Annotated in this window: 13 protein-coding genes; 11 read left to right on the top strand and 2 right to left on the bottom strand. The window is 73.0% G+C overall.

The window, feature by feature from the left end; genetic code table 11:
- The first annotated feature begins 114 nt into the window (after nt 1-114).
- The 6 genes from VGR06_RS17915 (at nt 115) to recN (ending at nt 6,885) form a co-directional block, all read left to right on the top strand.
- A complete protein-coding gene (locus VGR06_RS17915; RefSeq protein WP_327560224.1) occupies nt 115-2,001 on the top strand; it encodes a hypothetical protein in 1,887 nt (628 codons plus the stop codon).
- Entirely contained in the window at nt 1,994-2,971 is a 978-nt protein-coding gene (locus VGR06_RS17910) for an HAD-IIA family hydrolase (RefSeq protein ID WP_327560223.1), read from the top strand. The genes VGR06_RS17915 and VGR06_RS17910 overlap by 8 nt, the downstream gene beginning before the upstream one ends.
- Nucleotides 2,972-3,164: 193 nt before the next feature.
- Nucleotides 3,165-3,326 (top strand): hypothetical protein, encoded by a 162-nt coding sequence (locus tag VGR06_RS17905; RefSeq protein ID WP_327560222.1) that lies wholly within the window; start codon nt 3,165-3,167, stop codon nt 3,324-3,326.
- Nucleotides 3,327-3,329: 3 nt separating this feature from the next.
- Complete coding sequence (locus VGR06_RS17900) at nt 3,330-4,136, top strand: TlyA family RNA methyltransferase (RefSeq protein ID WP_327560221.1); 807 nt, start codon at nt 3,330-3,332, stop codon at nt 4,134-4,136.
- Nucleotides 4,137-4,158: 22 nt separating this feature from the next.
- Nucleotides 4,159-5,046 carry an NAD kinase gene (locus VGR06_RS17895; RefSeq protein ID WP_327560220.1) on the top strand — a complete coding sequence of 296 codons (888 nt, stop codon included), beginning with the start codon at nt 4,159-4,161 and terminating at the stop codon, nt 5,044-5,046.
- 72 nt (nt 5,047-5,118) lie between these two features.
- On the top strand, nt 5,119-6,885 hold the full coding sequence (gene recN, locus VGR06_RS17890; RefSeq protein WP_327560229.1) for a DNA repair protein RecN: 1,767 nt from the start codon (nt 5,119-5,121) through the stop codon (nt 6,883-6,885).
- Here the strand turns inward: recN and VGR06_RS17885 are convergent.
- Nucleotides 6,882-7,493: a TetR/AcrR family transcriptional regulator gene (locus tag VGR06_RS17885; RefSeq protein WP_327560219.1), complete on the bottom strand. Its 612-nt coding sequence runs from the start codon at nt 7,491-7,493 to the stop codon at nt 6,882-6,884. The two genes, recN and VGR06_RS17885, sit on opposite strands and share 4 nt — an antisense overlap.
- Nucleotides 7,494-7,565: 72 nt before the next feature.
- On the opposite strand from VGR06_RS17885, the gene VGR06_RS17880 reads away from it, so the two are divergent.
- From VGR06_RS17880 to VGR06_RS17860, 5 genes are all read left to right on the top strand, one after another.
- Nucleotides 7,566-8,117, top strand: a complete 552-nt coding sequence (locus VGR06_RS17880; RefSeq protein WP_327560218.1) for a peroxiredoxin-like family protein — start codon at nt 7,566-7,568, stop codon at nt 8,115-8,117.
- A 60-nt stretch (nt 8,118-8,177) separates the two neighbouring features.
- The gene (gene steA / locus VGR06_RS17875) at nt 8,178-9,362 is read left to right on the top strand and encodes a putative cytokinetic ring protein SteA (protein ID WP_327560217.1); all 1,185 of its coding nucleotides are present in this window, start codon (nt 8,178-8,180) and stop codon (nt 9,360-9,362) included.
- Nucleotides 9,359-10,300 carry a copper transporter gene (locus VGR06_RS17870; protein WP_327560216.1) on the top strand — a complete coding sequence of 314 codons (942 nt, stop codon included), beginning with the start codon at nt 9,359-9,361 and terminating at the stop codon, nt 10,298-10,300. The genes steA and VGR06_RS17870 overlap by 4 nt, the downstream gene beginning before the upstream one ends.
- Before the next feature lie 340 nt (nt 10,301-10,640).
- Nucleotides 10,641-12,350 (top strand): CTP synthase, encoded by a 1,710-nt coding sequence (locus VGR06_RS17865; RefSeq protein ID WP_327560215.1) that lies wholly within the window; start codon nt 10,641-10,643, stop codon nt 12,348-12,350.
- Nucleotides 12,347-12,973, top strand: a complete 627-nt coding sequence (locus tag VGR06_RS17860) for an NUDIX hydrolase (protein WP_327560214.1) — start codon at nt 12,347-12,349, stop codon at nt 12,971-12,973. Before VGR06_RS17865 ends, VGR06_RS17860 begins: the two co-directional genes overlap by 4 nt.
- Here the strand turns inward: VGR06_RS17860 and VGR06_RS17855 are convergent.
- Nucleotides 12,965-14,401, bottom strand: coding sequence for an amino acid permease (locus VGR06_RS17855; RefSeq protein WP_327560228.1), 1,437 nt, complete (start codon nt 14,399-14,401; stop codon nt 12,965-12,967). The two genes, VGR06_RS17860 and VGR06_RS17855, sit on opposite strands and share 9 nt — an antisense overlap.
- Nucleotides 14,402-14,520: the final 119 nt, after the last annotated feature.

Here is a 14,520-nt window from a genome sequence, read left to right as displayed (position 1 = left end):
CGGTGCCAGCTCCACCCGCCCCAGCCTGATCGGCCTTGGTAGGGGACCAGCGGCTGTCCCGACACGCACGGGTACGTTGGGGATCAGCCCAACCAGGTGTACTAGGAGGATCAGGTGTCGGACCCCGAGCCGCCCACCGGCGCCGGCAACGGCGGCTCGGACGACCGCTCGAGCCGGGACCGGCGTGCCGGCCGGCCCACATCCCGCGGCCGTTCCGACACCCCGTCCCGCGGCGGGTTCCGCGCCCGCGATGCCGGCGACCGGCGTACCGGTGGCTTCGGTAAGCCGCAGCGCGGTGGCACCGCACGCAACGGCGGCTTCCGCGACCGCCGCGAGTCCGGCAACCAGCCCCGCGGCTCCCGGGATCGCGACCCCGGGACCGCCCGAGGCGGGTTCCCCGACCGCGACGGCAACGCTCCGCGAACCGGCGGCTTCCGGCACGGGTCCCGGGACCGCCAGGACGACACCGGCCGGGATCGCCGCGACCCCAGCGGAAACCGCGACCGCACCTCCGCTCCCGGCGGTTTCCGCGACCGGAAGAGCACCGGCGGTTTCCGCGCCCGGCGGGACGCCGGCGAGCAGGGCGGGTTCCGCAGCCGCCGCGAACCGGACCGCCGGGAGCCGCGCGATCCGGGGTTCCGCGACCGCCGCGGCGGCTCCGACCGAACGGGCGGCACCCCACCGGATCGTTTCCGCGGCCGCCCAGACACATCGGGGTCTCGCTCCGGCTTCCGCGACCGCCGGGACGCGGCGAATCAGAACCGGAATTCCGACGACCGCCCGGCCTTTCGCCCGCGCCGTGACCCGGACGACCGGCCTCGGGACGAGAAGCCCGGCACCCGCGGAGACTTCCGCGACCGTCGCGAACCGGGGGACCGGAACCGGCCACGCGACGAAGCCCGCAACGGCACCGGGTTTCGAAGGTCCGGCGAACGGGGTGGCGGTACCTTCCCGGGCGGTCGTCAGACCGGCGGAAACGATCGCGGCGAGCGCGCCGGCCGGCCGGGCCGGGACCAGAATCGCGGCGGATTCCGCAACCCCGCCGAGCGGGGCGGCCGGTTCCAGGACCGGCGCGACGCAGCCGGCCAGGACCGTGGCGACCGTGCCGGGTCGCGCGGTGGTGAGCGAGATCGCGGCGAGTTCCCGGGCGGGCGTGACGCGGGCGGGCGAAGCCGTGACGAACGGGATCGGGGCGGGTTCTCGGGCCGGCGTGAGGGAACTGGGCGAGATCGTGGAGAGCGGGCGGGTGTCCGGGGGGACGAGCAGCGGGAGTTCGCGCCGCGGGATACCGGGCCCGAGTTGCCCGAGGGGGCCGAGTATTCCGCGCTGGATGCCGAGGCTCGGCGGGAGTTGCGGGGGTTGTCGAAGGGGCTGGCGGAGATCGTCGGGCGGCACCTGGTGGCCGCCGGGATGCTGGTCGACGAGGAGCCGGAGCGGGCCCTGGAGCATGCCCGGTATGCCCGGAGCCGGGCGGCGCGGGTAGCCATTGTCCGGGAGGCGGCCGGGTTGACCGCCTACCACGCGGGTGAGTGGGCGGAGGCCCTGGGCGAGCTGCGGGCGGTGCGGCGGATGTCGGGTGGCAACACGCACCTGGCGGTGATGGCCGACTGCGAGCGGGCGTTGGGGCGGCCGGAGCGGGCCCTCGATCTGGCCGCGGAGGCGGGGCCGGACGTGGCGCCGGCGACCGCGGCGGAGTTGCGCATCGTGGCCGCGGGTGCGCGTCGCGACCTGGGGCAGCTGGACGCGGCCGTCGTCGCCCTGCAGGGGCCCGACCTCGACCCGCGCCGGCGCGATCCGTGGAGTGCCCGGCTTTTCTACGCCTACGCCGACAACCTCCAGGCGGCCGGCCGCACCGAGGACGCCATCCGCTGGTTCCTCAACGCCGCCGAGGCCGACGACGACGAGCTTACCGACGCCCCCGAGCGCGCCGTCGAGCTCGGCGCCACCCTCGACACCGAGCCGCCCGGCGCGCTCGAACCGGATGCCGCCGCCGATGAGTGACCGGCTGCTGGACCTCTACGACGCGGTGCTTCTGGATCTTGACGGCACGGTGTACCGGGGGGCTGAGGCGGTGCCGGGGGCGGCGGGCGCGGTGACCGCGGCCCGGGAGGCGGGCACGGCGGTCCGGTTTGTCACGAACAATGCCGCCCGGTCGCCGCGAGAGGTCGCCGACCAGCTGGTGGAGCTGGGCATCGCGACCGAGCCGGCGGAGATCTGCACGAGTGCGCAGGCGGCGGCCGACGTCCTGGCCGGGCGGTTGGCACCGGACGCCATTGTTCTGGTGGTGGGTACCGGGGCGCTGGCCGACGAGGTGCGCCGGGTCGGGTTGCGGCCGGTTGCCGAGGCCGCCCCGGATGTGGTGGCCGTGGTGCAGGGGCTGTCCCGGGACCTCGGCTGGCGGGAGCTGTCGGAGGCCGCGCTCGCGGTCCGGGCGGGGGCGCTGTGGGTGGCGTGCAACGTCGACACCACGCTGCCGACCGAGCGCGGGCAGATGATCGGCAACGGGTCGCTGGTGGCGGCCGTGAGCGCGGCGACGGGCCGGCGGCCGGTGGTGGCGGGCAAGCCCGAACGCCCGCTGCTGGACCGGGCGGCGCGGTCGGCGGGGGCCGGCAACCCGCTCGTCGTGGGCGACCGGCTGGACACCGACATCGACGGTGCCGCCGCCGCCGGGCAGGACGCGTTGTTCGTGTTGAGCGGCGTGTCGCGGCCGGCGGATCTGCTCAGCACCACGCACCTGCCGCGGTACCTCGCCGCCGACGTGTCCGCGCTGACCGGGCGGGCCTCGGAGCTGGAGATCGCCCCGCAGCCGGATTGGGAGGTCGACGGGAACTCCGTGCGGTGGCGCGGAGACGGCCCGGTCGATCCGCTGGCCCTGCTGCGTGCGCTCGCCGCCGCGGGTACCGGGCCGGACGTGCGCGGCGACGACGACCCGGCGCGGGCGGCGTTGTCCGAGCTTGGGCTGCCGGCATGAAGCTTGCGGAATGCCGGGCGAGGGAGTTGGCCCACCGCGACGAGGTGGGCCCGAGGAACTGGGGTCTGGGGGCTTGCCCCCAGCGGAACACGGTCTGCCCGAGGAGTGGTCCCGGTGACCCACCGCCCGGGGCGACCCACGGCAGGGGCCAACATTCCCGAGTTGGAGAATCGCCATCGGCTAGCGTGAAGGGATGCAGGTGGAGCCAGACGGGACGAGCCCGATCGCCGCGATCGAGGAGGCGGTGGCGGGCCTGGACGAGCTCGACGAGCTGCCGGTGGCCGAGCACGTGGCCCGGTTCGACGCCGTGCACGTGGCGCTGAACGTCGCGCTGTCCGCGATCGACAGGGAATGAGCCGTGCCGCGGAGGGCGCGGCTGGACGCCGAGCTGGTTCGCCGGGGCCTCGCCCGCTCCCGTGAGCACGCCTCGCAGCTGATCGGAGCCGGCCGGGTCACGGTGCGCGGCACGGTGGCCAGCAAGCCGGCGACAGCGGTCGAGCCGGATGCGCCGCTCACCGTGACCGAAGGCGACGACCCGGGCTGGGCCTCGCGCGGCGCGCACAAACTGCTCGGCGCCCTGGCTGCGTTCGAAACCCTGACCGTGCAAGGAAAGCGCTGCCTCGACGCGGGTGCGTCCACCGGCGGGTTCACCGACGTGCTGCTGCGCGCCGGGGCCCGTGCGGTGGTCGCCGCCGACGTCGGCCGCGGCCTGCTGGACTGGCGGCTGCGCACCGATCCCCGGGTGGTCACCCTGGACCGGACGAACGTGCGCACGCTGACCCCGGAGCAGACCGGCGGCCCGGTCGAGCTAATCGTCGCCGACCTGTCGTTCATCTCGCTGCGTCTGGTGCTGCCGGCCCTGCTCGCCTGCACGACCCCGGACGCCGACCTGCTGCCGATGATCAAGCCGCAGTTCGAGGTGGGGAAGGACCGCCTCGGCTCCGGCGGTGTCGTGCGGGATCCGGGGCTGCGTGCCGAGGCGGTGCTCGAGGTGCTGAGCTCGGCCGCGCAGCGGGGTTTGCGCGTGCTCGGGGTGACCGCCAGCCCGCTGCCGGGCCCAGCGGGCAACGTTGAATATTTCGCGTGGCTTCGTTGTGGTGAACCGTTGGGGCACGAAGATATGGCCGCGATGGTCGACCAGGCAGTCCGAGAGGGGCCCCAGTGAGCGGGAGCGAACGAGGAGCACAGTGACAGAGCGTGAGGTCCTGCTGGCGATGCACACCGGCCGGCCCGATGTCCGGCTCACCGCGGAGAAGGCGGCCGCCTGGTTCGCCGCGGCCGGCATCCGGCTCCGGGTGCTGGAGGACGAGGCCCTCGTGCTGGACCGGTCCAGCTTCGACCGGGTGGTGCCGTGCGGGCCGGCCGCGGCGGACGGCACCGAGCTGGTGTTCGTGCTCGGCGGGGACGGCACGCTGCTGCGCGGGGCGGAGCTGGCCAGGCCGATGGACGTGCCGGTGCTCGGCGTGAACCTCGGCCGGGTCGGGTTCCTCGCCGAGGCCGACTCCGACCACCTCGAGGACGCCGTCGCCCATGTGGTGCGCCGGGAGTACCGGGTCGAGGACCGGATGACCGTCGACGTCACCGCCACGCTGAACGGCCGGGTCATCGCCGAGGACTGGGCGCTCAACGAGGCCAGCGTGGAGAAGTCCAGCCGGGAGCGGATCCTGGACGTGCGGATCGAGGTGGACGGCCAGCCGGTGTCCTCGTTCGGCTGCGACGGGGTGCTGTGCGCGACGCCGACCGGCTCGACGGCCTACGCGTTCTCCGCCGGCGGGCCGGTGGTGTGGCCGGACGTGCGCACCATGCTGGTGGTGCCGAGCAACGCGCACGCCATGTTCTCGCGCTCCCTGGCGGTGTCGCCGGACTCCGTGGTGGCGGTGGAGGTCGACCCGGCCGGCCACCCGGCCGTGCTCTGCTGCGACGGGCGCCGCACCGTGGACATCCCGCCGGGCGGCCGGGTCGAGGTGCGCGGCGGCCACAAGCCCGTGAAGCTCGTCCGGCTCGGCCAGGGCACGTTCACCGAGCGCCTCGTTCGCAAGTTCGAATTGCCTGTTCAGGGCTGGCGGTCCAAGTAGCCCGGCGTGGCCTGTGGATGGTTGCCGGATTTCGTCACGGCGAGCCGATAAGGTGCGGGTGTGCTGGCCGAGATGCGCATCCAGGGGCTGGGCGCGATCGACGAGGCGACGCTCGAGCTCCATCCCGGATTCACCGTGGTGACCGGGGAGACCGGGGCGGGCAAGACCATGGTGGTGACCGGGCTGTCCCTGCTGTCCGGCGGCCGGGCCGAGACCTCCCGGGTGCGCAGCGGCGTGCCCAAGGCGGTGGTGGAGGGCCGGTTCGAGGCGCTCGGCGGCAGCGCGGCGCGCGTTGCCGCCGAGGCCGGCGCCGATCCGGAGGAGGACGGCAGCCTGATCGCGCTGCGCACGATGACGTCGGACGGGCGCTCTCGTGCCCATCTTGGCGGCCGGTCGGTCCCGGTAGGCGTGCTCTCCGAGCTCTCCGAGCAGCTCATCGCCGTGCACGGGCAGAACGACCAGCTCCGCCTGCTCCGTCCGGCCGAGCAGCGGGCCGTGCTGGACCGGTTCGCCGGCGAGGACGTGGCCGGCACACTCGCCGCCTACCGGGCCACCCGGGAGGAGTGGCTGCGGGTGAGCGCCGAGCTGACCGAGCGCACCGAGCGGTCCCGGGAGCTGGCCCGGGAGGCCGACCTGCTCCGGCACGGGCTCGCCGAGATCGAGGCGGTGGACCCGCAGCCCGGCGAGGACGAGGCGCTGGCCGCGAAGGCGCGCCGGCTCGCCGACGCCGACCAGCTCCGGGAGACCGCGAGCGGCGCGGCCTACGCGGTGACCGGCTCTCCGGAGGGCGACCCGGACGCGCCGGGCGCGCTCGGGCTGATCGCCGAGGCTCGCCGGCGGCTCGGCGCCGCCGAGGATCCACGGCTGCGCGAGCTGGAGCCGCGGCTGGCCGAGGCGTCCATGCTGCTGGCCGACGTCGGCACCGAGCTGGCCGGTTACCTGGAGACGCTGGACGCCGACCCGGCGGTGCTGGAGCAGGTGCTCGCCCGGCAGGCCGAGCTCAAGCAGCTCACCCGGAAGTACGCGGCCGACGTGGACGGCGTGCTGGCCTGGTCGGCCGCCGCGACCGAGCGGCTCGCCGGGTTGGACACCTCCGAGGAGGCGCTGGCCGAGCTGGCCCGGCGCCGTGACGAGCTGGCCGGTGAGCTGGCCGGGCACGCGGAAACCCTGACGGTACAACGGCTTGCGGCTGCGGACGAGCTGGCCAAGGCGGTCACCGAGGAACTCGGCGGGCTGGCCATGCCGCAGTCGGTGATCGAGGTGGGCGTCCGGCCGCGCCCCACCGACGAGCGTGACCCGCACGCCTTGGCCGTGGGCGGGCGGCTGGTGCACGCCGGCCCGGACGGCGCCGACGACGTCGAGCTGTGGCTGCGCGCGCACGACGGCGCGGAGCCGTTACCCGTGCACAAGGCCGCGTCCGGCGGTGAGCTGTCCCGGGTGATGCTGGCCATCGAAGTGGTCCTCTCGCACGCGGACCCGGTCCCGACCCTGGTGTTCGACGAGGTCGACGCCGGCGTCGGCGGCCGTGCCGCGGTGGAGATCGGCCGCCGCCTGGCCCGCCTGGCCCGCAGCCACCAGGTGATCGTGGTGACCCACCTGCCGCAGGTTGCCGCGTTCGCCGATCGCCACATCGTCGTCGACAAACGCGCCATGGGCGGCGTCATCGGCGCCGACGTGCGCACCGTCAACGACCGCGACCGCGTCGTCGAGCTGGCCCGCATGCTCGCCGGCATGGACTCCACCGAAACCGGCCGCGCCCACGCCGAGGAACTCCTCGCCGTCGCCGAGCAGGACAAGCGCAACGGCCACAAACCCAACCGCCGCAAGCGAACCCGCTAGGGCGCCAGGCCACGCAGCAGGATGCTGAGGCCGCCGCGGAACTCCTCGTCGGGGGTGATCCGCTGGGCGAGGCGGGCGTTCTCGGTGATGTGCGGGTACTCGGTTCGGGGTAGCTCGGCGAGGGCTTTGGTGCCGGGGCCGGAGAGCGGGCCGAGGTGCTCGACCTGCAGGGCGCCGGTCACGTAGCCGACCAGGGCGCGGAACGCGATGACGCGAGGGCGGTCGGTGAAGCCGGCGTCGGTGAGCACCGCGAGCACGGACTCGCCCCAGCGGGCCAGCCGCATGGAGGTGTGCCGGTTGGTCAGCAGCAGCGGCACGACTGCGGGGTGGGCGCTGACGGCGGTGCGCAGCCGTTCGACCAGGACGGTGAGCCGGCGCTGCCAGGTGCCGCGGGCCGGCGGCTCGGGGTCGGCGGCGCTGAGCACGAGGTCCACGACCAGGCCCTCGAGCTGCTCGCGGTCGGTGACGTAGCGGTAGAGGCCCATCGTGCTCAGGCCGAGCTCGGCCGCAATCGTGCGCATGGACAGCGCTTCGAGGCCGTCGCGGTCGAGGACGGCGAGCGCGGCCGTGGCGATCTCGGCTTCGGTGAGGGACTTCGGGCGGGGCACGGATTGACAGCGTACACCCTACGCGCATAACGTTGTAGGCGTACAACATACGCCTACGAGGAGAGAAGTCAGATGCGGGTCGGGATGCGTGAGCTGGTCACCGTCATGGGTGCGGCGATCCGGGTGCCGGACCCGGAACGGTTGGTGCACCTGCAGTTCCGGCGGTTCGCCGGGTGCCCGGTGTGCAATCTGCACCTGCGCTCGGTCGTGCGGCGGCACGCCGAGATCGAGGCGGCCGGTATTCGCGAGGTCGTGCTGTTCCACTCCACCGCGGAGGAACTGCGCGAGCACACCGCGGACCTTCCCTTCGCGGTCGTCGCCGATCCGGGCCAGCGGCTCTACGCCGAGTTCGGCGTCGAGCCCGGCCCGCGCGCCCTGCTCAACCCGCGCGCCTGGCCGGCGGTCGTGCGCGGGATCGCCCGGGATCTGCCCGCGGTGCTGCGCCGGCGCAAACCCGCCCCGAAGACAAGGCCGGACGGCGGGCGGCTCGGGCTTCCGGCCGATTTCCTGATCGCCCCGGACGGCCGGGTGATCGCGCACCAGCACGGCAGCCACGCCTACGACCAGTGGCCGGTTGACGATCTCCTGACCCACGCCGCGCAGGTCAAGATCCAATTGGGGTAACGACACGCCGATCGGCGTGGCATACGGATCAATCGCCGTCCATTTGTCACCATCAGCCTCATGAAGCTCAGCGGCCTCCTGGCCAGATCGGACAAAAGCCTGCCGGGCGTGGTCGGAATCGCCCGGGTGGGGCGCCGCACCGAGGCGCTGCTGCGCCGGGTCGGGCCCGGGGACATCGCGGTCCTCGACCAGGTCGACGTCGACCGGGCCACGGCGGACGCGCTGATCCAGGCCGAGGTGGCCGGTGTGGTCAACGCGTCCCCGTCGATCTCCGGGCGGTACCCGAACCTGGGCCCGGAGATGCTGGTGGGCGCCGGGATCACGCTGATCGACGGGGTGGGCGCGGACGCGCTGCGGACGATCAAGGAGGGGTTCCGGCTGCGGCTGCACGACGGCGTGGTCTACGCCGGCGAGCGGGAGGTCGCGCGGGGCAGCCAGCACACCGCGGAGACCGTGGCCGACCTCATGGTGGAGGCCAAGGCCGGGATGTCCGCCCAGCTCGAGGCGTTCTCCGCGAACACGATCGAGTTCCTGCGCCGGGAGCGCACGCTGATCCTGGACGGGGTCGGCGTGCCCAACCTGCGCGCGCCGATCCGGCACCGCCAGGTGCTGGTGGTCGCGCCGGGCGCCGGGCATGCGGAGGACGTCAAGGCGCTCAAGCGTTATCTGGCCGAGCACCGGCCGGTGCTGATCGCGGTCGAGTCGGCGGCGGACACGCTGCACCGGCTCGGCTACCGGCCGAACGTGATCGTCGGTGACCCGGACGTGATCTCCACCGAGACCCTGCGCTGCGGAGCGGAGGTGGTCATTCCCGCGCACTTCGACGGCCACGCGCCCGGCCTGGAGCGGATCCAGGACCTCGGCATCGGCGCGGTCACGTTCCCGGCCTCCGGCAACGCCGAGGACCTGGCGCTGCTGCTGGCCGACGCGCACGGGGCGAGCCTGGTGGTCACCGCCGGCTTCCAGGCCACGCTCGGCGAGTTCCTCGACCGCGGGCGCTCCGGCTCCAACCCGTCCACGTTCCTGACCCGGCTCAAACTCGGCAGCCGGCTGGTCGACGGCGCGGCGGTCGCGGCGCTGCACCGCAACCGGGTGTCGGTGGTCGCGGTGCTGCTGCTCATCCTCGCCGCGCTGGTCGCGGTGGTCGTGGCGCTGGCCGTGTCCGGCGTCGGCGGTGTCTACCTGGACTGGGCGGCGGACACCTGGGCCGGCTTCGTCTCCTGGATCAAGGGGCTCTTCACGTGATCTCCATGCGGTACCACCTGATCTCCATCGCCGCGGTGTTCCTGGCGCTCGCCATGGGCGTCGTGCTCGGCTCGACCACCCTGAGCCGGACCCTGCTGAGCGGGCTGAGCAGCGACAACGGCGACCTGGTGCGGCAGGTGTCGGAGCTGGAGGCGCAGCGCAACGGTCAGGCCGCGCGGCTGCGCGACGCCGACGGGTTCGCCGCCACGGTCGGTCCGCTGGCCGTGCGCGGGCTGCTGGACCGGCGGACCGTCGTGCTGATCACCACCGCGGACGCCGCGCCGGCCGACCGGGACGCGGTGAGGACGCTGGTCACCGCGTCCGGCGCGACGGTCACCGGGGAGCTGCAGCTCACCGACGCGTTCGCGGATCCGGCGCGGGCCGAGGCGCTCAAGGACATCGCCACCCGGCTGCTGCCGGCCGGGGTGCAGCTGCCGACCGTGACCGATCCGGGCACGCTGGCCGGCGGGCTGCTGGGCCCGCTGCTGCTGATCAGCAAGGCGGACAACCGGCCGCAGGCCTCGGCGGAGGAGACCGCCGCGGCGCTCGCCGGCCTCACCGACGGCGGCTTCGTGCGCGCCGCCGAGGGTCTCAAGCCGGCGCAGCTCGCCGTCGTGCTGACCGGCGGCGCGATCCGCGGCGACGCGGTGGGCGACCGGGCGGCCACGATCGCGCGGTTCGCCACCCAGGTCGACCGCTCCGGCGCCGGCACGGTGCTCGCCGGCGGTGCGGGCTCGGCCGACGGCACCGGCCCGCTCGGCGTGGTCCGCGCCGACACCGCCGCCACCCAGATCCTGTCCACAGTAGACAACGTGGACACGCCCGCCGGCCGCGTCGTCACCCTCCTCGCCCTGCGCGAGCAACTCGACGAGAAGTCCGGCCGCTACGGCACCGCCGGCAACGCCCAAGCCGCCGCCCCCGGCCTGCCACCCACCTGACGGGGATCCGGCGAGTCCCCGGTTCAGGCACGCGAGTCCCCGCTTCAGACACATGAGTTCGCGGTTCGCGCGGGCGGGCCGGCTGGGCGCCGCGCTGGAAGCCAGAACTCGCGTGCCCGAAGTGGGAACTCGCGTGCCTGAGTTGGGGACTCGCGGGATCCCGACTCGCGGGATCCCGACTCGCGGGATCCTGGCGGGGGTGAACTGGCGTGTCTTCCGTGCGCGAGGGTTTGTGCACGTGTTAGCGTGAAACCCCGTGGAAAGGCAGGCGGGACGCCCCGCTTTGAACGGTGCCGCCGGGAACGGTCGGGCACGAGGATTGACGCCACGGGGAGCCCCTTTGCAAGCACGGACGACCAAACACGTATTCGTTACCGGGGGCGTGGCCTCCTCGCTGGGCAAGGGGCTCACCGCGTCCAGCCTCGGCCAGTTGCTCACCGCCCGTGGTCTGCGGGTCACGATGCAGAAGCTCGACCCCTACCTCAACGTGGATCCGGGCACGATGAACCCGTTCCAGCACGGCGAGGTGTTCGTCACCGACGACGGTGCCGAGACCGATCTGGACATCGGCCATTACGAGCGGTTCCTGGACCGCGACCTCACCGGCAGTGCCAACGTCACCACCGGCCAGGTGTACTCGACGGTGATCGCCAAGGAGCGCCGCGGCGAGTACCTCGGTGACACCGTCCAGGTGATCCCGCACATCACCGACGAGATCAAGTCCCGGATCCGGGCGATGGCCGAGCCGGACGACACCGGGCGCGCGCCGGACGTGGTGATCACCGAGGTGGGCGGCACGGTCGGCGACATCGAGTCGCTGCCGTTCCTGGAGGCCTGCCGGCAGGTGCGGCACGACGTCGGCCGGGACAACTGCTTCTTCCTGCACGTCTCGCTGGTGCCCTACCTCGCGCCGTCCGGGGAGCTGAAGACCAAGCCCACCCAGCACTCCGTGGCTGCGCTGCGCAACATCGGCATCCAGCCTGACGCCATCGTCTGCCGGGCCGACCGCGACATCCCCGACGGGCTCAAGCGCAAGATCGCGCTGATGTGCGACGTGGACACCGACGCGGTCGTGGCCGCGCCGGACGCACCGTCCATCTACGACATTCCGAAGGTGCTGCACCGCGAGGGGCTGGACGCCTACGTGGTGCGCCGGCTCGGCCTGCCGTTCCGGGACGTGGACTGGACCGTGTGGGGCGACCTGCTCGACCGGGTGCACAGTCCGAAGGAGACGGTGCGGATCGCGGTGGTGGGCAAGTACGTCGACCTGCCGGACGCCTACCTCTCGGTGACCGAGGCGCTGCGGGCCGGCGGGTTCGCGCACCGGGCCAAGGTCGACGTGGTCTGGGTGCCGTCGGACACCTGCCAGACGCCGGCCGGCGCCGCGGCCGCGCTGTCCGGGGTGGACGGTGTGCTGATCCCCGGCGGGTTCGGGGTGCGCGGCATCGAGGGCAAGATCGGGGCGATCGCCTACGCCCGGCCGAACGGCATCCCGACGCTCGGGCTGTGCCTCGGGCTGCAGTGCATGGTGATCGAGATGGCACGCAACCTCGCCGGGCTCGCGGACGCGAACTCCGACGAGTTCGACGAGACCACGAAGCACCCGGTGATCAGCACGATGCCCGACCAGCAGGACGTGGTGGCCGGCGAGCGGGACATGGGCGGCACCATGCGGCTCGGCGCCTACCCGGCCAAGCTCGCCTCCGGCTCCGCGGTCGCCCGCGCGTACGGGACGAAGGAGGTCTCCGAGCGGCACCGGCACCGCTACGAGGTCAACAACGCCTACCGGGACCGGCTGGCGAGGGCCGGCGTGGTGTTCTCCGGCGTGTCCCCGGACGGGCACCTGGTCGAGTTCGTCGAGCTGCCCACCGACGTGCACCCGTTCTTCGTCGGCACCCAGGCGCACCCAGAGCTGAAGAGCCGGCCCACCCGGCCGCACCCGCTGTTCGCCGGGTTCGTCAAGGCCGCCGTGGAGTACCGCGCGGCCGAGCGGCTTCCCGTCGTGCTGCCCGAGCAGTCGGTCACCAGCGCGGCCGGGGCCGGGCGGTGAGCGAAGAAGAGCGCCACGTCTTCGAGGTCGTGTCCACTCGGGACATCTACGTGGGACGGATCTTCGCGCTGCGCGAGGACGAGGTCGTGATGCCCGGCGGGAAGGCGGCCAGGCGCGAAGTGATCGAGCACATCGGTGCGGTGGGGATCCTGGCCCTGGACGAGGACGACCAGGTCACCATGATCCACCAGTACCGGCATCCGGTTGGCCGGCGGCTCTGGGAGCTGCCGGCCGGACTCATCGACCACGCCGGCGAGGACCCGCTCGAGGCCGCCCGGCGGGAACTGGTGGAGGAGGCCGGGCTCGCCGCCGAGCACTGGGCGGTGCTGGTGGACCTGACCAGCTCGCCCGGGTTCACCGACGAGACGGTCCGGGTCTACCTCGCCACCGGTTTGTCCACTGTGGACAGGGAGGAGATGGGCGAGGAGGAGGCGGATCTGGAGATCCGGCGGTTCCCGCTCGGTGAGGCGGTCCGGATGGTGCTGGCCGGTGAGATCGTCAACAGCCAGGCCGTCGCCGGGTTGCTGGCCGCACATGCCGTCCGCGCCGGCAACGCCTCGCCACGGCCGGCGGATGCGGCCTGGCCGACCCGCTCCATCCGGTTTCTCAACCGCCTAGACTGAGCCGAGATCACGCTCGATCGCGGCCAACTCCTCGGCGCTGCCCTGCACCTTCGGGCCGGTGAACCAGTTCCGCGCGGACACCAGCCACCAGATCCCGGCGAAGCCCAGCACCACCAGCACGGCGACCGGCGCGTAGTTGAAGCTGTCCCTGGTTACCGGGCTCGCCTGGGGCAGCATGAACAGCACAGTGATCACGCACACCCAGACGACCGCGACCGTTCCGACCGGACGGCTCCACCGGCCGAGATGCCACGGCCCGCGCACGAACTCCTCGCCCTTGCGCAGCCGGAGGAATGTCGGGAGCACATAGGCGATGTAGAGCCCGATCACCGCGATCGACGTGACGGCGTAGTACGCGGTGGCGTTCCACAGGTACGGCAAGCCAAGCACGAACGCGCCCGCGGCTGCCAGCCAGACCGCGTTGGTCGGCGTGCGGGTGCGCTTGTTCACCCGGTGCCAGAAGGACGAGAAGGGCAGCGCGCCGTCCCGGGAGAACGCGTAGATCATCCGGGAGTTCGCGGTCACCGAGGACATGCCGCAGAAGAACTGGGCGCCGATCACGATGAGCAGCAGCAGCTTTCCGCCGGTGGAACCGATCGCGTCGATGAAGATCTGCGCCGGCGGGGCAGCGGAGGCACCCTCCACCGAGTAGTCCTGGATGGCGAAGGTCAGCCCGATCAGGAGCACCCAGCCGGCGGCGAGCGACACCACGATCGACATCACGATGCCGCGGGGACCGGAGCGCGCGGCATCGTGCGTCTCCTCGGTCATGTGCGCGCTGGCGTCGTAGCCGGTGAACGTGTACTGGGCGAGCAGCAGGCCGAGCAGCGCCACGTACAGGCCGGAGCTCCAGCCGGTGTTGTTGACGAACTCGCCGAACACGAACGAGGCCGACTGGTGGTTGTCGGGCAGGAAGGCCAACGCTCCGACGATGATCAGCACGCCGAACACGTGCCACCACACGCTGATGTCGTTGAGCCGCGCGACGAGCTGCACGCCGAACGTGTTCAGCAAGCCGTGCAGCACCAGGATGATTCCGAACAGCAGGATGGTGTGGCCTGGCGTCGCGGCGTACCCGAACTGCAGGTCCAGGAAGGCGTTGAGAAAGAACGCCGCGCCGAAGTCGATGCCGGCGGTGACCGCCACCTGACCGAGGAAGTTGAACCAGCCGGTGAACCACGACCACGCCGGGCCGTTCGACGGCGCCAGCTTGGCCGCCCAGTAGTACAGGCCGCCCGCGGTCGGGTAGCTGGAGCACACCTCGGCCATGGCCAGGCCGACAACGAGCGTCAGCAGTCCGACGATCGGCCAGCCCCAGACGATCATCACCGGCCCGCCCGTCTTCATCCCGAACCCGTACAGGGTGAGGCAACCGGAGAGGATCGAGATGATTGTGAACGAGACCGCGAAGTTTGAAAACCCGGACATGCGCCGGGACAGCTCCTGCGCGTAGCCCAGCTCGTGCAGCCGTTTCTCGTCGTCGCCGGGCGGGGGAGTCGGTGTGGTCCGGGTCTGCGGGCTGTCTGTCGTCACGGCCGCCTCCTCGC

This window comes from Actinophytocola sp., assembly GCF_036002505.1.
GTDB lineage: Bacteria > Actinomycetota > Actinomycetes > Mycobacteriales > Pseudonocardiaceae > DASYTH01.
The sequence above is the reverse complement of the archived record's forward strand: the minus strand, read 5'-3'. Positions and strand labels throughout refer to the sequence as shown.

Coding starts and splice junctions, on each gene's coding strand:
- VGR06_RS17905 (WP_327560222.1), top strand. CDS start 3,165: ATGCAGGTGGAGCCAGACGGGACGAGCCCGATCGCCGCGATCGAGGAG.
- VGR06_RS17880 (WP_327560218.1), top strand. CDS start 7,566: ATGCGGGTCGGGATGCGTGAGCTGGTCACCGTCATGGGTGCGGCGATC.
- VGR06_RS17910 (WP_327560223.1), top strand. CDS start 1,994: ATGAGTGACCGGCTGCTGGACCTCTACGACGCGGTGCTTCTGGATCTT.
- VGR06_RS17855 (WP_327560228.1), bottom strand. CDS start 14,401: ATGTCCGGGTTTTCAAACTTCGCGGTCTCGTTCACAATCATCTCGATC.
- recN (WP_327560229.1), top strand. CDS start 5,119: ATGCGCATCCAGGGGCTGGGCGCGATCGACGAGGCGACGCTCGAGCTC.
- steA (WP_327560217.1), top strand. CDS start 8,178: ATGAAGCTCAGCGGCCTCCTGGCCAGATCGGACAAAAGCCTGCCGGGC.